Raw genomic sequence first — 19,377 nt, 5'->3', positions numbered from 1 at the left:
TGGTGCAAGTGCCTCAGAGTGCCAAAGTGCCGGAGGCGACGATCTCGGCGGGGCCGGTCATCTCGATGCGGCCGTCCGGGTGTTCGGTGATGACCAGCCGGCCGCCCGGGAGGTCGACGGTGTAGGTGGCGGATTCGCCGGTCAGGGCCGGGTCGATGCCGTCGCGACGGGCCGCCGCGACGGCGACGGCGCAGGCGCCGGTGCCGCAGGAGCGGGTCTCGCCCGAGCCGCGCTCGTGCACCCGCATCGCGACGTGCCGCGGCCCCCGGTCCACCACGAACTCGACGTTGACGCCCTCCGGGTAGGCCCCGGCCGGCGAGACCTCGGGAGCCTCGTAGAGCTTGCCCGCGTGCGCCAGATCGGCCACGAACGCGACCGCGTGCGGATTGCCCATGTTGACGTTGAGCGCGGGCCACTGCCGGTCCCCGACCGTCACCACGATCGAGTCCGGGCCGGGCAGCACCGCCCTGCCCATGTCCACCGTGACCGATCCGTCGTCCTGGACGACGACCTGCCGGACCCCGGCCCGGGTGGCCACCGCCAGCGGGCCCGGCTTCACCAGACCGGCGTCGACCAGGTACCGGGCGAAGACCCGGACCCCGTTGCCGCACATCTCGGCGATCGACCCGTCCGAGTTCCGGTAGTCCATGAACCACTCGGCCTGGCCGGCCAGCGCGGCCGCCGCCGGGTCGGCCGCCGAGCGGACCACCCGCAGCAGCCCGTCGCCGCCGATCCCGGCCCGCCGGTCGCACAGGGCGGCCACGGCATCCGCGCCGAGGTCGAGCACGCCGTCCGGGTCGGGAATGATCACGAAATCGTTCTGGGTGCCGTGCCCCTTGAGGAAGGGCAGGCCGGAGGTGGTGGATGCGCTCACACCGCCGATGGTACTGACCCAAACCGCCGGACGATCAAACACACGACCGCATGCTGGGACGCGCGGCTCAGCCGCGCAGGTGCACGACCCGCCAGACGGCCAGCGCCACGGCCACCACGACCGCGAGGGTGTAGAGCACCAGGGCCTTGCGGCTGGCCCGCAGCCCGCTGCCGCGACGCGGCACGCCCGGCCACTTGTACCCGGCCTTCCGGGCGGCCATCGCGCCCCAGCCGAGCGAGGCGGCGGTCAGCAGCAGCCCGAGCATCCCGATCATCGAGGAGGCGTTGTCGTTGGTCCCGAAGGCGAGCGGGAAGGCGAACATCAGCGAGCCGAGGGCGGCCAGCAGCGCTATCGGCAGGATCTGCCACCAGCGGAGCCGGCGGCGCGGGCGGATCTCCCGCTCGTGCACCACCCCGGGCACCGCCAGGTCGGGCAGCGCGGGGACGGCGATCGCGTAGGAGGTCGGCACCAGGGTTCCGGGCAGGGTGAGTTCGGAGCTGTCGACGTCGTGCGACAACTGGTCGGTCTCGGGGCCGGTACCCGTCGACACGCGGCCTCCCCTGACGGTTCGACACGGGTGCGGTGGCCCGTGAGCGGTGAGGACGGCCCGCGCGACCGACCTCTGGTCCTCCCGATGATGGCATGTGCAGGGTCGTGGACGAGGCGTCCTCCGGGGTCTTCGGGTGATCCGTGGCCATGACGTGATGCGGCCGTGACCCCGAGTTCTCCCTGCACCTGCAGATGCACCACCCGATGGCCGACAGCGACCCCCTGCCGGCGTCAGACCTGAGCCTGAATCAGTTCCAGGGCGCGGTCGTGCAACTCGACCGGATCGGTGCCGGCCGGGCGGGCCAGCCAGTGGATCCGGTCGTCCCGGCGGAACCACGACTCCTGACGGCGGGCGAAACGCTTGGTGGCCCGTACGGTTTCGGCCATCGCCTCGGCCTCGGTGCACTCACCGGCGAAATGGGCCAGCACCTGCTGGTAGCCGAGCGCCCGGGAGGCGGTCAGCCCCTCGCGCAGGCCGAGCTTCTCCAGTTCCCGTACCTCCTCGAGCAGCCCGGCCTCCCACATCCGGTCCACCCGCAGGGTGATCCGCTCGTCCAGCTCGGGCCGGGGCAGCTCGACCCCGATCTGGACGGTGTCGTACACCGCCGTGTTGGTCGGCAGGTTCGCGGTGAACGGGCGGCCGGTCAGCTCGATGACCTCCAGGGCCCGGACGATCCGGCGGCCGTTGCTGGTGAGGATCGCCTCGGCGGCGGCGGGATCCAGCTCGGCGAGCCGCTGGTGCAGGGCCCAGGGGCCGACGGCGGCCAGCTCCTCCTCCAGCCGGGCCCGGATCGCCGGGTCCGTGCCGGGGAACTCCATCTCGTCGACGGCCGCCCGGACGTACAGCCCGGAGCCGCCGACCAGCACCGCGGCCCGGCCCTCGGCGAGCAGCCGGTCGATCTCGGCCCGGGCCAGCCGCTGGTACTCGGCGACGCTGGCGGCCTCGGTGACGTCCCAGATGTCGAGCAGGTGGTGCGGGACGCCGCCGCGCTCCTCGACGGTCAGCTTGGCGGTGCCGATGTCCATGCCGCGGTAGAGCTGCATGGAGTCGGTGTTGATCACCTCGCCGCCGAGGGTACGGGCGAGGGCGACCGCCAGGTCTGACTTTCCGGCGGCGGTGGCGCCGACCACGGAGACGACGCGGGGCACGGAGGCGGGGACGGGAGAGCTGCTCACAGGCCAAGTCTCGCAAAAGACCGGATCACACGTGTCGGGGCACCTGGCCGTGGAAGGATATGGGTGATTTGATCCGGTTCGGTGACCAGGAGCGAGGAGAGACCACCATGAGCCTGAAGGACACCCTCAAGGGCAAGGCCGAGGAGCTCAAGGAGAAGGCCAGCGAGCTGGCGGGCAAGCACAACGAGAAGATCGACGAGGTGGTGGAGAAGGCCGGTGCCGCCGTCGACAAGGCCACCAAGCACAAGTACAGCGACAAGATCGAGCACGGCACCAGCAAGGCGAAGGACGCGGTGGACAGCTTCGCCGCCAAGCCCAAGGACGACGGCCCGGCGGCCGGCTGACCTGCTGCGGGCTCAGCTCCAGGCGGCGACGAAGTAGCCGACGCCGTACGGCGCCTCGTCGTAGCTGAGCCGTGCCTTGAGGCCGGTGCCGCGGGCCGCTCCGGCGAGGACCTGCCAGGGGGCGCGGCCGTCGGCGAGGAGCTCGGCGGAGAGCACCGGGTCGAGCGCCGCCAGCGCGTCGAGATCGGCGGTGGCGAGGGCCTGCGCGGCGGCGGCGTCGTAGGCCTCGGCCCGCTCGTCCAGGTAGCCCGGCGCCTTGACCGTACGGCAGGCGCTGCCGCCGCCGAGCACCAGCAGGCCGACCCGGTCAGCCAGCTCGGCCAGGCCCTCGCCCAGGCCGAGCAGGCGGGCGGGCGAGGCGTCGGCGGGCACCGCACAGGCGTGGGTGGGCAGCGCGGCGCCGGCCTGCTCGAGCAGCCAGGCACCGACGGTCAGCGAGGGGGCCAGCTCCGGCCCGTCCACCCCGCCCGATGGCAGCCGCACGTCCAGCGGCACCCCGTAGCCCCGGAACGTCCCGGCCCCGCCCTCGGTCCACACCCCGCCGCTCGGCCCGGCCCCGACCACGACCACGAGCTCGACCCCGGCCTCGAGCACAGCCCGGACGGCCTCGCCGCACGCCTCCCGCAACCCGTCCAACTCGGGCGCCGCCCCCTGGGCGACCTCGGGCACGAGCAGTGGCGGGCAGGGGCAGATCGCGGCAGCTACAAGCATGCCGTCACCTTATCCACTGACAGCAACCACATCAGGGGCGCGGCCGACCAAGCTCCTCGCCGACCGACGCACTATGACCCGGTTGCACTGTCCAAGGGGCGCGAGGAACGGCGCGAGTGCGGAAGGCACAGGCCTGTCGTCTCCCGACTTCGCGCCGTTCCTCGCGCCCCTTGGACAGTGCAACTGACCGGGGTGCTGGAAAGGGTCAGTCCCCGCAGCAGCCGCCGGCCGCCGCAGGCTGCGGCTTCGGGGCGCCGATGGTCGGCAGTCCGAGCATCACGCCGGCCGGCTTGGCGGCGGGAGCCGCCTGCCGCTTCTCCCACGCGTCGCCCGCCCGGGTGCGGCGGACCGCCAGCGTCGGGCCCTCCGCGAGGAGGTGGTGCGGGGCGGCGTAGGTGATCTCCACCGTCACCGTGTCGCCGGGCCGGACGGGCTCGGACGGGCGGGTGAAGTGGACCAGCCGGTTGTCGGGTGCACGGCCGGACAGCCGGTCGGTGCGGTCGTCCTTCTTGCCCTCGCCCTCGGCGACCAGGATCTCCAGCGTGCGGCCGACCTGCTTCTTGTTCTCCTCCCAGGAGATCTCCTCCTGGAGGGCGATCAGCCGGTTGTACCGCTCGGTCACCACGGCCTTGGGGATCTGCCCCTCCATCTCGGCCGCCGGAGTCCCGGGCCGCTTGGAGTACTGGAAGGTGAAGGCGTTGGTGAACCGCGCCTCGCGGACCACGTGCATGGTCTGCTCGAAGTCCTCCTCCGTCTCACCGGGGAAGCCCACGATGATGTCGGTGGAGATCGCCGCGTCCGGCATCGCCTCGCGGACCTTGCGGATGATCCCGAGGAAACGCTCCTGCCGGTAGGAACGCTTCATGGCCTTGAGCACGGTGTCCGAGCCGGACTGCAGCGGCATGTGCAGCTGGTGCATCACGTTCGGCGTCTCGGCCATCGCCGCGATCACGTCGTCGGTGAAGTCCCGCGGGTGCGGGGAGGTGAAGCGGATGCGCTCCAGGCCCTCGATCTGCCCGGCCGCCCGGAGCAGCTTGGAGAAGGCCTCCCGGTCGCCCAGGTCGGAGCCGTAGGAGTTGACGTTCTGGCCGAGCAGCGTCACCTCGATGACACCCTCGCCGACCAGCGCCTCGATCTCGGCGAGCACGTCGCCCGGGCGCCGGTCCTCCTCCTTGCCGCGCAGCGCGGGCACGATGCAGAAGGTGCAGGTGTTGTTGCAGCCGACCGAGATCGCCACCCAGGCCGCGTACGCCGACTCGCGGCGGGTCGGCAGCGTGGAGGGGAAGGTCTCCAGGGACTCCAGGATCTCCACCTGGGCCTTGCGCTCGACGGCGGCGCGCTCGAGCAGCGCGGGCAGGTGCCCGATGTTGTGGGTGCCGAAGACCACGTCGACCCAGGGTGCCTTCTGCACGATGGTGTCGCGGTCCTTCTGCGCCAGGCAGCCGCCGACGGCGATCTGCATGCCCTTGTTCCGGGTCTTCGCCGGAGCGAGCTGGCCGAGGTTGCCGTACAGCTTGTTGTCGGCGTTCTCGCGGACCGCACAGGTGTTGAAGACCACCAGATCGGGGTCCCCCTCCTGGTCGGCCTTGACGTATCCCGCGTCCTCCAGCAGCCCGGACAGGCGCTCGGAGTCGTGGACGTTCATCTGACAGCCGTACGTGACGACCTTGTAGCTCTTGGAATCCTGGCTCGTACCCACGGACCCAAGGGTACGAGACCCCGGACCGGGCCCGGCACCCTCTCCCGCAGTAACCCTCTCCCATTGGCGGCCCGGGCCTGGCACACTCCAGCGCATGACTTCCACCCCCGGCACCCTGCTGCGGGCGGCCGCCCGCAGCAGGATCTGCCGGGCGCTCGCCGTCCTGCTGCTGCTCGCGGGCGCCGGTGGCGGCTGGTGGCTGGCCGAGGCACGGGACCCGGGGTACCCCACCGGAACCTACGGGTTCGCCACCGGTGTCTCGGGCGGGGTGTACGACACCTACGGCGGGATGTTCGGCCAGTACCTGGGCGACCACCTGCCGGGGGTGCGGCTGCGGCTGGACAACTCCGAGGGCTCGCTCGAGAACATCGCCCGGGTCCTGGACGGCCGGGACACCTTCGCCTTCGCCACCGCGGACGCGGTGGCCGCCTACGACAAGCCGGGCAAGGGCCGGCTGCGCGCGGTCGCCCGGCTCTACGACGACTACCTGCAGCTGGTCGTCCCGGCGGACTCCCGCATCCACTCGGCGGCGGACCTGAAGGGCCTGCGGGTCGGCATAGGCGGACGGCAGTCCGGAGTCGCCCTGGCGACCAGGCGGCTGCTCACCAGTGCCGGGCTCGACCCGGAGCGGGACGTGACGTCCGAGCCGCTCGCCGTCAACAACGCGGCGGCGGCGCTGCAGGCCGGGCAGCTGGACGCCTTCTTCTGGTCCGGCGGCCTGCCCACCAGCGCGCTGAGCAACCTGAGCGCGCAGTTCCCGATCCGGATCGTCCCCCTCGGCGACCTGGCCGACAAGGTGCACGAGCGGGAGGGCGGCGGCACCGACGCCTACCGGGCCGCGACCATCCCGGCCGACGCCTACCCGAGGATCAAGCCCGCCGGGGCCGTCCCGACGCTGGCCGTGCCCAATCTGCTGATCACCCGCGACGACGTCGACCCCGACCTGGTCGAGCAGGTCACCCAGGCCGTCCTGGACAGCCGCGACGGCATCGGCGAGAAGGTCCACGCCGCCCAGGTGGTCGACCTGCGCACCGCCGTCTACACCGACCCGCTCCCCCTGCACGAGGGCGCCAAGCGGTACTACACCTCCGTCAAGCCCTAAGGCTTCGGAACGGTCAGCCCCACCGCCAGGCCGGTGGGCTCGACCGGGGTGAAGGTGAGCTCGCCGCCGGCGGCCAGGAGCAGGGTGCGGGCGATGGAGAGGCCGAGGCCGGAGCCGTCCACGTTCTGGTGGCGCGGGCTGCGCCAGAAGCGGTCGCCGACCCGGGCCAGCTCCTCCTCGGTGAGACCGGGGCCGGAGTCGGCCACCGTGACGGTGATGTCCCGCCGGCCGGTCTCGATGCCGACCAGCACCCGGCCCCCGGCCGGGGTGAACTTGAGGGCGTTGTCGAGCACCGCGTCCAGCGCACTGCCAAGCCCGATCGGGTCGGCCAGGCCGACGGCCGTCGCCGGGCCGTCCCAGGCCAGCTGGATGCCGCGCTGCTCGGCCACCGGGCGCCAGCCCTCCAGCCTGGTCAGCGCCAGCGCGGTGAGGTCGGTGCGCTCGGGCTCGGGCCGGGCGTGCTCGGCGGTGGCCAGGCCGAGCAGGTCGTCGAGCACCCGGGCCAGCCGCACACCCTCCTCGCGGACCCCGGCCAGCTCCTCCTCGTGCCCGTCCGGCAGCTCCATGCCGAGCAGCTCGACCCGCAGCAGCAGGGCGGCCAGCGGGTTGCGCAGCTGGTGCGAGGCGTCGGCGACGAAGGCCCGCTGCTGGTCCAGGGCGAGCACCACGTTGTCGGCCATGTCGTTGAAGGAGCGGGCCAGGCGACGCAGCTCGGGCGGGCCGATGCTGGCGGCGACCCGGGCGTTCATCCGGCCGGTGGAGATGTCGTGGGTGGCCCGGTCCAGGGTGCGGACCGGGCGCAGCACCCAGCCGGTGAGCCGCACGGCCAGCAGCACGGCGACGATCATGGCCAGCGCCTCGCCGGCGCCCAGCAGCAGCCAGCGGTGCAGGATCCGCGCGCGCAGCGGGCCGGTGGGCGACTCGGTGAGCACCACGGCGACCACGTCGCCGTCGCGCACCACCGGGGCGGCGACGGTCAGGGTGCGCTCGGGCGTCCAGGGCCAGACCTGCGGCGGGTTGTGGCTGCGGCGGCCGTCCAGGGCCTCGGCGAAGGCCTGGGCGCCGAAGCCGCCGCGGGGCAGCTGCCAGCTGGCGGGGGCGAGCGCCAGCGCGGAGCCGTCCCGCTGGAAGATCCCGATCGAGACGCCGTAGAGCTCGTGGTAGCGGGTCGCCTGGGCGGCCAGGGCCCGCAGCCGGCTGGCGTCGCCCGGCTCGGGCGTGGTCTGCCCCTTGAGCGCGCTGCCCAGCGAGGTGACGGCGGCGGTCGGCAGGTCCTGCGCGAAGCGGGCGGCGTCATCGATCCGGTCGACCCCGACCCGGCTCTGCTCGGCGGCGGCGATGGCCACGGCGAGCGGCACCCCGAGGGCGGCCAGCACGCAGGCCATCAGGGAGAGCAGGATGCCGAGCAGACGGTTGCGCACCTGCGGTCAGCGCCCCGGCTCGTCCGGGCCGGCGGCCGGGGTCGGCGGCTGGTCGGCCCGGGTCTCAGGCTGGTCGGGAATGAGGCGGTAGCCGACCCCGCGCACGGCCTCGACCAGGCCGGGCAGGGCCAGCTTGGTGCGCAGGGAGCCGATGTGCACCTCCAGGGTGCGGCCGTTGCCCTCCCAGCCGCTGCGCCAGACCTCGCTGAAGATCTGCTCCCGCCGGTAGACCACCCCGGGGCTCTGCGCGAGCAGCGCGAGCAGGTCGAACTCCTTGCGGGTGAGCGGCACGTCCCGGCCCTGCACGCTGACCCGGCGGCGCTCGCGGTCGATCACGATCCCGCGCGACTCCAGCGGCCCGGGCTGCCCGCCCGGCTCGGCCTGGCCCGCCTCGGGGACGGCCGCCGTGCCGCGCCGGGCGACGGCGTGGATCCGGGCGAGCAGCTCGCCCATGTCGTACGGCTTGGTCACGTAGTCGTCGGCACCGAGGTTGAGCCCGTGGATCCGGGAGCGGATGTCGGCGCGGGCGGTCACCATGATCACCGGGACGCCGCTGTGCGCGCGGATCCGGCTGCACACCTCGAAGCCGTCCCGGTCGGGCAGCCCGAGGTCGAGCAGCACCACCCGGTACGGCTCGTTGCCGTCCGGCACCAGCGCGTCCAGCGCCTCGTGCCCGCTGCGGGCGTGCCGCACCTGGAACCCGTGCCTGCCCAGCACGGCCACCAGCGCGGCGGCCACGCGTTCGTCGTCCTCGACGAGCAGCAGTCGCATCCCGACCTCCTCTCCCTGCCGTTGTTCCTGCGGAGTATTGTCCAACCGGCCCGTTCTGTCATTACGCCTCGGAACGGGCGGGGGGTGTGAAAGCGGCGTGGCCTGATCGTGATGCTCAAGTTCCGCTCAGATCGGCTGACGTGCCGTTACCGGGGCTTCTAAGGTCGCCGGACCGGGGGCTGCGGGCTCCGCCGGCTCTCGGCCCCCGGACCAGCACAGCCACACCGGACCGAGGGAGCCAGCCGCGATGACGGAGACGATCACGGACGACGCAGCACCCCTCGTGGTGCTGAGCGGCGTGAACAAGCACTTCGGCGCCTTGCACGTGCTGCAGGACATCGACCTGCAGATCCGCCAGGGCGAGGTCGTGGTGCTGATCGGCCCGTCCGGCTCCGGCAAGTCCACGCTCTGCCGGACGATCAACCGGCTGGAGACGGTCGACAGCGGCACGATCACCCTGGACGGCAGCCCGCTGCCCGCCGAGGGCCGCGAGCTGGCCCGGCTGCGCGCCGAGGTCGGCATGGTCTTCCAGAGCTTCAACCTCTTCGCGCACAAGACCGTCCTCGAGAACGTGATGCTCGGCCAGGTCAAGGTGCGCAAGACGCCCAAGGCCGAGGCCGAGCGGGTGGCCCGCGAGCTGCTGGAGCGGGTCGGGGTCGGCGCGCAGGCCGACAAGCTCCCCGCCCAGCTCTCCGGCGGCCAGCAGCAGCGGGTGGCGATCGCCCGCGCGCTGGCCATGAAGCCCAAGGTGCTGCTCTTCGACGAGCCCACCTCCGCTCTCGACCCCGAGATGGTCAACGAGGTGCTCGAGGTGATGCGCTCGCTGGCCGCCGAGGGCATGACGATGGTCGTGGTGACCCACGAGATGGGTTTCGCGCGCTCCGCGGCCAACCGGGTGCTGTTCATGGCTGACGGAAAGATCGTCGAGGAGAACACCCCGGACGCCTTCTTCACCGCCCCGCGCACCGACCGCGCGAAGGACTTCCTTTCGAAGATCCTGCACCACTGAGCCCTCGCCCGACCTAGCGTCAAGGGCGAACAAAGCCCGGCTCGACCCGTGCCCAAGAACCAGGAGAGCAGAGCCTCATGAGGACTCGTCGTACCATTGCCGCCGCCCTGTCGGTGCTCGCGCTGACCGCCGTCGCCGCCTGCGGCAAGGACGGCTCGCCGAACGCCACGGCGAACGACACCGCCAGCAAGCTCCCGACCTACCAGGTCAAGACCGACGTCAAGCTGGACGGCTCGCCGACCTGGAAGAAGGCCAAGGAGCGCGGCAACCTGATCATCGGCGCCAAGTCCGACCAGCCGTTCCTCGGCTTCGAGGACGTCTCCAGCAAGGACCGCTCCGGTTTCGACATCGAGATCGCCAAGATGATCGCCGCCGACCTCGGCTTCGCGCCGGGCCAGGTCAAGTTCCAGACCATCGTCTCCGCCAACCGCGAGACGGCCATCTCCGGCGGCCAGGTCGACTACTACGTCGGCACCTACACCATCAACGACGACCGCAAGAAGCAGGTCGCCTTCGCCGGCCCGTACATGGTGGCCGGCCAGGACCTGCTGGTGCGCAAGACCAACACGACCATCACCGGCCCGGAGGCGATGGCCGGCAAGAGCATCTGCTCCGCCACCGGCTCGACCTCGCTCAAGCGCGTCGACCAGTACCACGGCAAGGCCGTCAAGTACGACACCTACGCCCAGTGCGTGGACAAGCTGCTGACCGACGAGGTCGACGCCGTCACCACCGACGACGCGATCCTCAAGGGCTTCGCGGCCAAGAACAAGGACCAGCTCAAGGTGGTCGGCAAGCCGTTCTCCAAGGAGCCCTACGGCATCGGCCTGAACAAGACCGACAAGGTGCTGCAGGACGCGATCAACGCCGCTCTGAAGGCCCACGAGGACAACGGCGACTGGAAGAAGGCCTACGACGCCACCCTCGGCCTCTCGGGCGCGACCTCCGGCGACATCCCGGCCATCGACAAGTCCTGACGGCCCGTCGGTACCTGAACTGAAAGGAGGGCCGCCCGCATGGGCATACTCTTCGAGGACGACAACTTCGCGCTGTTCCGCGACGGCTTCCTGCGGACCATCGAGCTCAGCGCGATCAGCGGGGCGCTCGCCCTGCTCCTCGGTGTCCTGCTGGCGGCCTTCCGGGTCTCTCCGGTGCCGGTGCTGCGCGGGTTCGGCACCGTCTGGGTGAACGCCTTCCGCAACACCCCGCTGACCCTGCTGTTCTTCGCGGTCACCTTCGCCCTGCCCCGGCTCGGCGTGCACCTTCCCAGCTTCACCCTCGCGGTGATCGCCCTCACCGCGTACACCGGCTCGTTCGTCTGCGAGGTGCTGCGCGCGGGCATCAACACCGTGCCGATCGGCCAGGCCGAGGCCGCCCGCAGCCTGGGCCTGACCTTCGGGCAGACCCTCACCAGCGTGGTGCTGCCGCAGGCGGCCCGCAGCGTGGTGGCCCCGATGGGCAGCGTCTTCATCGCCCTGCCGAGGAACTCGGCGGTGGCCGGGGCGTTCAGCGTCACCGAGCTCTTCAGCACCCAGGCCACCTGGACCGACCGGGGCTACCCGATCTTCGCGATCTTCTTCTGGATCGCCCTGGGCTACCTGCTGATCAGCACCGTGATCACGCAGCTCTTCCGCTTCCTGGAGAACCGACTGGCGGTGGCCCGATGAGCAGCACCTCCTCCGTCCTCTACGACGCCCCCGGCCCCCGGGCCAAGGCTCGCTACCGGGCCTTCGGGGTGCTCTCCGCCCTGGGGATCGCCGGGCTCCTCTGGTACGTCTACGTCCAGCTGAACGACGCCGGCCAGTTCTCCTCGGCCCTCTGGGCCCCCTTCGAGTACACCGCCGTCCAGCAGCGGATCCTCGACGGCCTGCTGAACACGCTGGAGGCCTTCGGCCTCGCGGCGGTGTTCTCGCTGCTGCTCGGCGCCCTGCTGGCGGCCGGCCGGCTCTCCGAACACAAGGCCGTGCGCTCGGTGGCCACCGCGATCGTCCAGTTCTTCCGGGCGATGCCGCTGGTGATCCTGATCTTCGGCCTGTACGCGGCCTTCTTCACCGCCCAGCCGCTGATCGCCCTGGTGCTCGGGCTCACCCTCTACAACGGCGCGGTGCAGGCCGAGATCATCCGCGGCGGCATCAACGCCGTGCCGCGCGGCCAGGCCGAGGCCGGCTACGCGCTGGGCCTGCGCAAGTCCCAGGTGATGTTCACGATCCTGGTGCCGCAGGCCGTCCGCTCGATGCTCCCGGCGATCATCGGCCAGCTGGTGGTCACCCTCAAGGACACCTCGCTGGGCATCATCATCAGCCTGAACGAGCTGCTCTACATGGGCAAGCTGATCGCCAGCAACACCTCCACCCCGCAGGGCTACCCGTACATCCCGGTGCTCCTGGTGATCGCCCCGATCTACATCGCGCTCTGCCTGGCACTCACCGCCCTGGCCAAGTGGATCGAGGCGCGGGGCCGTCGCGGCGCGAACCGGCGCACACCTGCCGCTGCTTGACGGACACCCAGGTGATCTGTTGCATTGCTCTTCGTGACACCACCCGGTACCTCCCCAGCAGCAGCTGACCCGACGTCGGCCGCCCCGTCCACCCCGTGGCAGCCGTGGACCCGGTGATCGTCGTCGGGGCGGGGCCGGTCGGCCTCGCCCTGGCCCTCGCGCTGGCCCGGCAGGACGTACCGACGGTGGTGCTCGACGAGGGCACCGGCGTCTGCCCCGAGGGCCCCCGCAGTCTCGTGCTCGGGGCGGACACCACGGCCCTGCTCGCCCGGCTCGGCTACACCCGGGCCGCCTCCGACTCCGCGAGCTGGAGCGCCTTCACCATCTGGCGCCGCCGCTCCGAGGTGCTGCGAGTCCCGCTGGACGACAGCCCCCTGCTGCACCTGCCCCAGCACCGCCTGCAGCGCGGCCTGCGGGACGCCGTGACCGCCACCCCGCTGATCCAGCTCGTCCCGCTCAGCCGGGTCACCGAGCTGGAGCAGGACCGCGACGGCGTCAACGTCCGCACCCTCGGGGTCAAGGACGGCGCCCAGACCTGGTGGCGCGGCAGCCACCTGATCGGCTGCGACGGGGCCCGCTCCACCGTCCGCAAGCTGCTCAAGGTCCGCTTCCCCGGCCGCCCGGCCGTCGACCGGCACGCCGTGGCCACCGTCCGGGTCCAGCTCCCCTTCGAGGGCGAGGCCCGGCTGCACCGCGAGCCCCCGTGGCGGGGCGACCGCGAGGCCTCCGCCCGCCCGCTGCCCGACGGCCTCTGGCGGCTCGACTGGCGGCTGCCCCCCGGCCGCCCCGCCCCCAGCACCCCGGTCGACCCCTTCGCCACCTGGCCCGGCATCGTCACCGGGGACACCCTGCTCACCCGGGTCAAGGCCACCCTGACCGGCTGGTGCGGCGAACTCCCCCCGTACGAACTGCTGGCCGCCGCCGACCACACCTACCAGCAGCGCCTGGCCGCCCGCTTCCGGGTCGGCCGCTGCTTCCTGGCCGGCGACGCCGCCCACCTGCACGGCGCGCTCGGCATGCAGAACCTGGTGGACGGCCTGCGCGACGCCGACAACCTCGCCTGGCGGCTCGCCCTCGCCTGGCACCTGCACTCCGGCGGGCCGCAGCCCGGCGGCGCACTGCTGGACGGGTACGAGGCGGAGCGGCGCGGCGCGGTCGGCGCGCGGCTGCGCGCCGTGGACCAGTCGATGCCGCTGCTGCGGCCGCTGCGCGGCTGGCAGCAGACCAGACGCTCGCTGCTCACCGGCTCCTTCCGCAAGCACGCCCCGATGCTGGCGGACGGTCAGCTCGGCAGCGGACGCTTCGGCGGCGCACCCGCCTACCCGGCGGCGCCCTCCGGAGTCCCCGGCCGGGTGCCGGTCCAGCGCGGCGCCGGCCGCGGCACCACCCTCTCCGAAGCGCTCCCGGCCACCGCCCCCGGCGTCCTGGTCCCGGACGTCCCCGTCCTCACCTCCGACGGCTCCGCCGACCAGCTCCACGCCCGCCTCGGCGCCGCCTTCCTGCTCCTCCTGGTCGCCCCCGGCACCGCAGTCTGGTCCGCCGAACACTGGCTCGGCGCCGGCCTGATGCCCCACCTCGCCGAAACGGCCGCCGCCCTCCCCGTCCCCGCCGAAGTCCTGGTCACCGAGACCTACCCCGGCGCCGACCCCCACACCGTCCTCCTCATCCGCCCCGACGGCCACCTGGTCGGCACCGCGCCCGGGGGCCGTTCAGAAGACCTCCACGAACTGGTTGCACTCTCCAGGGGCGCGGGGAACGGCGCGAGTACGGAAGAGACCGACCAGGCGGCTACCGTCGAACGCTGACTTGCAACTCCCCAGGGGCGCGGGGAGCTGCGCTGCCAACCATGCACGGCTTGCAGCCTCCCGCTTCGCGCAGTTCCCCGCGCCCCTGGAGAGTGCAACTTCCCCGAGCCGCGGAGCGTCCTACCTCGCGAATTCCGTCGCCCTGCTCTCCCGGACCACCGTGATCCGGATCTGCCCCGGGTAGGTCAGCTCCTCCGCGACCTGCCGGGCGACCTCGCGGGCGATCACCTGTGCGCCGAGGTCGTCCACGACCTCGGGCTGCACCATCACCCGCACCTCCCGCCCCGCCTGCATCGCGAACACCTTCGCCACCCCGTCGTGCGCCCCGGCTATCTGCTCCAGCCGCTCGAGCCGCCGCACGTACGACTCCACCGACTCCCGCCGAGCCCCCGGCCGCCCACCGGAACAGGCATCCGCCGCCTGAGTGAGCACCGCCTCCACCGTCCGCGGCTCCACCTCCCCGTGGTGCGCGGCGATCGCGTGCACCACCTCGGCCGACTCCCCGTGCCGCCGCACGAACTCGGCCCCGATCGCCGCATGGCTCCCCGGCACCTCGTGCGTCATCGCCTTCCCGATGTCGTGCAGCAGCGCTGCCCGCCGCACCAGCGTCTCGTCCACCCCCAGCTCGGCCGCCATCATCCCGGCCAGGTGCGCCGACTCCACCAGGTGCCCGAGCACGTTCTGCCCGTAGGAGGTGCGGTAGCGCAGCGTGCCGAGGGTGCGGGAGAGCTCGGGGTGCAGCTCGCCGACCCGGGCGGCCAGCACCGCGTCCTCGCCGGCCCGCACGCACAGCCGCTCCACCTCGAAGCGGCTGCGCTCGTGCAGTTCCTCGATCCGGGCCGGGTGGATCCGACCGTCCGAGAGCAGAGCCTCCAGGGTCAGCCGGGCCGTCTCCCGCCGCACCGGGTCGAAGCAGGAGAGCTGCACCAGTTCGGGGGTGTCGTCGATGATCAGATTGACGCCGGTGACGGCCTCGAAGGCCCGGATGTTGCGGCCCTCCCGGCCGATGATCCGGCCCTTCACGTCGTCGCTGGCCAGCCGGAAGGAGGTGACCACGGCCTCGCTGGTCTGCTCGGCGGCCAGCCGCTGGATCGCCCCGGCGATGATCTCCCGGGCCCGCTGCTCGCCCTCGGTACGGGCCCGCCGCTCGATGTCCCGGACCGTCACCGCCGCCTCGCGCCGGGCCTGCACCTCGGCCGCCCGCACCACCTCGGCGCGGGCCTGAACCTCCGTCAGCCCGGCCGCGGCCTCCAGCGCCCGGCGCCGTTCGTCGTTGAGGTCCCGGGCGGCCGACCGCAGCCCGTCCAGCTCCTCGGCCCGACCGGCCAGCTCGGCCTCCCGGGCCCGGACCCGGTCCAGCTCCTCGGTGAGCCGCTGCTCACGGCGGTCCAGCTCGGCGCGCTGCCCGGCGGCCTGCGCCTCGGCCCACTCACGGGCCCGGCGCGCCTCCTCGGTGGCCCGCCGCTGGGCGGCCTGCAGCCGACGGACCATCAGCCAGGTGCCGGACAGGGCCAGGCAGAACACCCCGGCCACCACCGCGGAGACCATCGCACCGGTACCCATCGCGATCCCCATCCGGCCGTCACTCCCCTACCGACGCGCTCCTGCGCACGCGGTCGCCGCATGATCGGAGTGATCTCCCACTGCCTGTGAGGCTAGGCGCAGGTCACGAAACGGTCAAGATGCGATCGAGATCTGACATTCACCGTTCCGGACTGTCCCCTGACCGAGCGTCACCAGTCCGGCAGTTCCTCACCCTCCGCCTCCAGCGCGGCCCGGACCACCCGGAAGGCCAGCCCCTCCGCATAACCCCGGCGGGCCAGCATGCCGACCAGCCGCCGGGTGCGGACCTGGGTGTCCAGCCCGCGAGTGCTGCGCAGCTTGCGCTCGACCAGGGTGCGGGCGGCCTCCTCCTCGTCCTCCGGCTCGACCTGGGCCACGGCCTGCTCGACCAGCTCGCCGTGCACGCCCCTGGTCCGCAGCTCCTGGGCCAGCGCCCGACGGCCGAGCCCCCGGAAGGTGTGGCGCTGCTCGACCCAGGCCTGGGCGAACGCGGCGTCGTCGATCAGCCCGACCTCCTCGTACCGGTCGAGCACCCGCTCGATCACCTCGGCCGGGATCTCCTTCTTGCGCAGCGCGTCAGCCAGCTGCTTGCGGGTCTTCGCCGTGCCGGTCAGCAGCCGCAGACAGATGTCGCGGGCGCGGACCTCCGGATCGACCTGCTCTTCGGCCTTGGCGCCCCGGCGCCGCCGCCCGCCGGCGACCGCTCCCTCGGGCTCCGTCGGCTCCGCAGGCACGGGCGCGACGGGCGCCTCGGCCTCGCCGGCCTCGACCAGCGCACTGCGCCGCCGCCGGCGCCCCCCGGGCAGCTCGGCCGCCCGCACCAGCCCGGCGGCCGCCAGATCGACCGGCCCTCCGACCGCCTCCCCGGACACCGCGTCGACGGCACCGGCCCCACCCGGCTCACCACCTCGGCCCGGTTCACCACCTCGGCGCCGGGCACGCCGGACACCGGCCTGCCCGGACGGCGCAGCCTCCGCCGCGTCGCCGTCCGCGACGGCACGGGCCGCCCGGGGCTGCTCGCCCGCCCGCCCCCGCGCGGAACGCCGCGTGCCGGAGGCCCGGCCGGGCTCCGGCGCGGCCGGGCTCTCCTCGGGCCCGCCCGTCCACCAGTCCGGCGGGCCCGACTCGTCCTCGTACACCTGCACGTCAGGCCTTGGCGGCGGCCGTCTTCTTGGCGGCGGCGGTCTTGGCGGCGGTGGCGGTGATCGGCTTGGCACCGCCCTCGACCTCGGCGGACGCGGTGGCGGCCGCGGCGGCCTCCAGCTCGTCCTTGGAGCCGATGCCGAGCTTGACCTTGATCTTCTTCTCGATCTCCTCGGCCAGCTGCGGGTTGTCCCGCAGGAAGTTACGGGCGTTCTCCTTGCCCTGGCCGAGCTGGTCGCCCTCGTAGGTGTACCAGGCGCCGGCCTTGCGGATGAAGCCGTGCTCGACACCCATGTCGATCAGGCCACCCTCCCAGCTGATGCCGTGGCCGTAGAGGATGTCGAACTCGGCCTGCTTGAAGGGAGCCGCGACCTTGTTCTTGACGACCTTGACGCGGGTGCGGTTACCGACGGCCTCGGTGCCGTCCTTCAGGGTCTCGATCCGGCGGATGTCGAGCCGGACGGAGGCGTAGAACTTCAGCGCCCGGCCACCGGTCGTGGTCTCCGGCGAGCCGAACATGACGCCGATCTTCTCGCGCAGCTGGTTGATGAAGATCGCGGTGGTGTTCGACTGGTTGAGCGCACCGGCGATCTTCCGCAGCGCCTGGCTCATCAGGCGGGCCTGGAGACCGACGTGCGAGTCACCCATCTCGCCCTCGATCTCGGCGCGCGGCACGAGCGCGGCGACGGAGTCGATGATCACCAGGTCGATCGCGCCGGAGCGGATCAGCATGTCCGTGATCTCGAGCGCCTGCTCACCCGTGTCGGGCTGGCTGACCAGCAGCGCGTCGGTGTCGACACCGAGCTTCTTGGCGTACTCCGGGTCGAGCGCGTGCTCGGCGTCGACGAAGGCGACGGTGCCGCCGAGGCGCTGCGCGTTGGCCGCCGCGTGCAGCGTGAGGGTCGTCTTGCCCGAGGACTCGGGGCCGTAGATCTCGATCACGCGGCCGCGCGGCAGGCCGCCGACACCGAGCGCGACGTCGAGCGCCGTGGACCCGGTGGGAATCACGTCGATCGGCTCGTTGGCCTTCTCGCCGAGCCGCATCACCGAGCCCTTGCCGAACTGCCGCTCGATCTGGGCGAGTGCGGTCTCAAGAGCCTTCTCGCGGTCCGTGCCTGCCATGGCTTCCACCCTCGGATTCTGTGCTGTGCGCTTCATCGTCCTCGACGCTAGCGCGTCCCACCGACAATCCACCCTGAACGGGCTCCGCCTGTGGAAAACTCGCCGCCACCGAGTATAAAGAACATCTGTTCGATTCGAGCGTTCGACCCTACTCCTCGGAGCGCTCCGCTTCCCGCCGACGCCGTTCCCCCCGGTCGATCCGCGGATCGGTGGCCACCTCGTACCGCCGCACGTAGGTGCCGACGAAGCCCTGCAGGGTGGCGGCCGCCGGGATGGCGATCAGCGCGCCGACGGCGCCGAGCAGGGCGGCCCCGGCGATCACCGCGCCGAAGGCCACCGCCGGGTGCACGTCGACGGTCTTCGCGGTGATCCTCGGGTGCAGCAGGTAGTTCTCGATCTGCTGGTAGACGATCACGAAGCCCAGCACCCAGAGCGCGTCCACCGGCCGCACGGTGAGCGCCACGATCACCGGCAGCGCCCCGGCCAGGTACGTCCCGATGGTCGGCACGAACTGCGACATCACGCCCACCCAGACGGCCAGCGCCGCCGCGTACGGCAGGCCCAGGATCGCGAACATGATCCAGTGCGCCACGGTCGAGGCGATCGCGAGCAGCGTCCGCGAGTAGAGGTAGCCGCCGGTCTTGGCCAGCGCGATCTCCCAGGCCCGCAGCACCTCGGCCTGCTTGGCGGGCGGCAGCAGCGAGCAGAGGGTGCGGCGCACCCGGGGCCCGTCGGCGGTCAGGTAGAAGGTGAACAGGCCCACGGTGAAGGCCTGGAACAGCCCGCCGATCAGGGTGCTGGACCACCCCCAGACGTTGCCGGCGGCCTGCTGGGCGTACTTCTCGATGCTGCCCGAGTCCTTGAGCACCCGCTGCTGCAGCTGGTCGAGCGAGAGGTCCTGGTGGAAGGTCCGGTTGACCCAGTCGATCAGGTTGTCCACCAGGTGGGGCAGGTCACCGGCGATCTTGGCGACCTGGTCGACCAGCAGCGTGCCCAGCGCGGTGAGGAAGCCGGCCACGGCCACCGCGAGCCCGATGAAGACCAGGAAGGTGCCGAGCCCCCGCCGCACGCCCCGGGCGGCCATCCGGTCCACCGCCGGCTCGATGGCCAGCGAGAGGAAGAAGGCCACCAGGAGCATCACGAAGAGGTCGATCAGCTGGTGGAAGGCCCAGTCGGCCAGCTGGAACGCGCCGAACAGCAGCAGCGCGAGCAGCATCGCCCGGGGCACCCAGCGGGGCATCGCCTCCCCTCGGGTGCGGTCGGTGCGTGTCCGGTCCTGCTGCGGGGGTGAAGGGGTACTGGCCACCGGCCCAGTCTCACCCATCACCCGAACAGAACCGGACAGAACCGGGCAGATCCGCCCGCCCGGTCACCTACTACCGCAGCAGCGCGGAGACCCCCTGCGTCTCGCAGACCACCCGCCAGACGTCCTTGGCCTCCCACCCGGCCGCCAGGGCCTGCCGGACCGTCCGCCCGCCCAGCTCGCTCATCACGTGATCGCTCGCGAAGGACTCCGCGTACGTCTCGCCGAAGTGCTCGTACATCCGCCGCCAGAACTCGGTCAACCTCATGCGCCCAGTATCCCGAACCA

General features: G+C 72.4%; 19 protein-coding genes. 7 read left to right on the top strand and 12 right to left on the bottom strand.

Translation table 11 applies throughout. The features are described from left to right. Positions 1-13: 13 nt before the first annotated feature. From dapF to miaA, 3 genes are all read right to left on the bottom strand, one after another. On the bottom strand, positions 14-874 hold the full coding sequence (gene dapF / locus ABT095_RS17070) for a diaminopimelate epimerase (protein ID WP_350530217.1): 861 nt from the start codon (positions 872-874) through the stop codon (positions 14-16). 67 nt (positions 875-941) lie between these two features. Beyond that, complete coding sequence (locus ABT095_RS17065) at positions 942-1,424, bottom strand: hypothetical protein (protein WP_350530216.1); 483 nt, start codon at positions 1,422-1,424, stop codon at positions 942-944. Positions 1,425-1,654: 230 nt separating this feature from the next. Continuing rightward, positions 1,655-2,599, bottom strand: coding sequence for a tRNA (adenosine(37)-N6)-dimethylallyltransferase MiaA (miaA, locus tag ABT095_RS17060; RefSeq protein ID WP_350530215.1), 945 nt, complete (start codon positions 2,597-2,599; stop codon positions 1,655-1,657). Between the two features lie 107 nt (positions 2,600-2,706). Here miaA and ABT095_RS17055 point away from each other — a divergent pair, with 107 nt between their 5' ends. After that, on the top strand, positions 2,707-2,943 hold the full coding sequence (locus ABT095_RS17055; RefSeq protein WP_350530214.1) for an antitoxin: 237 nt from the start codon (positions 2,707-2,709) through the stop codon (positions 2,941-2,943). 12 nt (positions 2,944-2,955) lie between these two features. On the opposite strand, the gene ABT095_RS17050 is transcribed toward ABT095_RS17055, so the two are convergent. Together ABT095_RS17050 and miaB are read right to left on the bottom strand one after the other, a co-directional pair. Beyond that, positions 2,956-3,654: a class III extradiol dioxygenase subunit B-like domain-containing protein gene (locus ABT095_RS17050; protein ID WP_350530213.1), complete on the bottom strand. Its 699-nt coding sequence runs from the start codon at positions 3,652-3,654 to the stop codon at positions 2,956-2,958. A 205-nt stretch (positions 3,655-3,859) separates the two neighbouring features. Continuing rightward, positions 3,860-5,353, bottom strand: a complete 1,494-nt coding sequence (gene miaB / locus ABT095_RS17045) for a tRNA (N6-isopentenyl adenosine(37)-C2)-methylthiotransferase MiaB (RefSeq protein WP_350530212.1) — start codon at positions 5,351-5,353, stop codon at positions 3,860-3,862. 94 nt (positions 5,354-5,447) lie between these two features. On the opposite strand from miaB, the gene ABT095_RS17040 reads away from it, so the two are divergent. Continuing rightward, complete coding sequence (locus ABT095_RS17040) at positions 5,448-6,455, top strand: TAXI family TRAP transporter solute-binding subunit (RefSeq protein ID WP_350530211.1); 1,008 nt, start codon at positions 5,448-5,450, stop codon at positions 6,453-6,455. Here the strand turns inward: ABT095_RS17040 and ABT095_RS17035 are convergent. Both ABT095_RS17035 and ABT095_RS17030 read right to left on the bottom strand, forming a co-directional pair. Beyond that, complete coding sequence (locus ABT095_RS17035) at positions 6,452-7,876, bottom strand: sensor histidine kinase (RefSeq protein ID WP_350530210.1); 1,425 nt, start codon at positions 7,874-7,876, stop codon at positions 6,452-6,454. The two genes, ABT095_RS17040 and ABT095_RS17035, sit on opposite strands and share 4 nt — an antisense overlap. A 6-nt stretch (positions 7,877-7,882) precedes the next feature. Further along, the gene (locus ABT095_RS17030; RefSeq protein WP_350530209.1) at positions 7,883-8,647 is read right to left on the bottom strand and encodes a response regulator transcription factor; all 765 of its coding nucleotides are present in this window, start codon (positions 8,645-8,647) and stop codon (positions 7,883-7,885) included. Between the two features lie 247 nt (positions 8,648-8,894). Here ABT095_RS17030 and ABT095_RS17025 point away from each other — a divergent pair, with 247 nt between their 5' ends. The 5 genes from ABT095_RS17025 to ABT095_RS17005 all read left to right on the top strand — a co-directional run bounded on the left by ABT095_RS17025 (position 8,895) and on the right by ABT095_RS17005 (position 13,958). Then, positions 8,895-9,656 (top strand): amino acid ABC transporter ATP-binding protein, encoded by a 762-nt coding sequence (locus ABT095_RS17025; RefSeq protein WP_350530208.1) that lies wholly within the window; start codon positions 8,895-8,897, stop codon positions 9,654-9,656. A gap of 77 nt (positions 9,657-9,733) precedes the next feature. Beyond that, positions 9,734-10,633 (top strand): glutamate ABC transporter substrate-binding protein, encoded by a 900-nt coding sequence (locus ABT095_RS17020; protein ID WP_350530207.1) that lies wholly within the window; start codon positions 9,734-9,736, stop codon positions 10,631-10,633. A gap of 39 nt (positions 10,634-10,672) precedes the next feature. Continuing rightward, positions 10,673-11,323 carry an amino acid ABC transporter permease gene (locus ABT095_RS17015; protein ID WP_350530206.1) on the top strand — a complete coding sequence of 217 codons (651 nt, stop codon included), beginning with the start codon at positions 10,673-10,675 and terminating at the stop codon, positions 11,321-11,323. Continuing rightward, positions 11,320-12,153, top strand: coding sequence for an amino acid ABC transporter permease (locus ABT095_RS17010; RefSeq protein WP_350530205.1), 834 nt, complete (start codon positions 11,320-11,322; stop codon positions 12,151-12,153). Before ABT095_RS17015 ends, ABT095_RS17010 begins: the two co-directional genes overlap by 4 nt. Positions 12,154-12,248: 95 nt before the next feature. Beyond that, on the top strand, positions 12,249-13,958 hold the full coding sequence (locus ABT095_RS17005; RefSeq protein ID WP_350530204.1) for an FAD-dependent monooxygenase: 1,710 nt from the start codon (positions 12,249-12,251) through the stop codon (positions 13,956-13,958). Between the two features lie 120 nt (positions 13,959-14,078). Here the strand turns inward: ABT095_RS17005 and rny are convergent, their stop codons facing one another. The 5 genes from rny to ABT095_RS16980 form a co-directional block, all read right to left on the bottom strand. Further along, positions 14,079-15,533, bottom strand: a complete 1,455-nt coding sequence (gene rny, locus ABT095_RS17000) for a ribonuclease Y (RefSeq protein ID WP_350530203.1) — start codon at positions 15,531-15,533, stop codon at positions 14,079-14,081. A gap of 158 nt (positions 15,534-15,691) precedes the next feature. Continuing rightward, positions 15,692-16,666 carry a regulatory protein RecX gene (locus tag ABT095_RS16995; RefSeq protein ID WP_350530202.1) on the bottom strand — a complete coding sequence of 325 codons (975 nt, stop codon included), beginning with the start codon at positions 16,664-16,666 and terminating at the stop codon, positions 15,692-15,694. Between the two features lies 1 nt (position 16,667). Further along, positions 16,668-17,786, bottom strand: a complete 1,119-nt coding sequence (recA, locus tag ABT095_RS16990) for a recombinase RecA (protein WP_350530201.1) — start codon at positions 17,784-17,786, stop codon at positions 16,668-16,670. A gap of 148 nt (positions 17,787-17,934) precedes the next feature. Then, positions 17,935-19,110 carry an AI-2E family transporter gene (locus tag ABT095_RS16985; RefSeq protein ID WP_502884897.1) on the bottom strand — a complete coding sequence of 392 codons (1,176 nt, stop codon included), beginning with the start codon at positions 19,108-19,110 and terminating at the stop codon, positions 17,935-17,937. 52 nt (positions 19,111-19,162) lie between these two features. Beyond that, positions 19,163-19,357: a DUF3046 domain-containing protein gene (locus ABT095_RS16980; protein WP_350530199.1), complete on the bottom strand. Its 195-nt coding sequence runs from the start codon at positions 19,355-19,357 to the stop codon at positions 19,163-19,165. Between the last annotated feature and the right edge of the window lie 20 nt (positions 19,358-19,377).

It is taken from the genome of Kitasatospora sp. NPDC002227 (genome assembly GCF_040296285.1).
Classification (GTDB): Bacteria; Actinomycetota; Actinomycetes; order Streptomycetales; family Streptomycetaceae; genus Kitasatospora.
The sequence above is the reverse complement of the archived record's forward strand: the minus strand, read 5'-3'. Positions and strand labels throughout refer to the sequence as shown.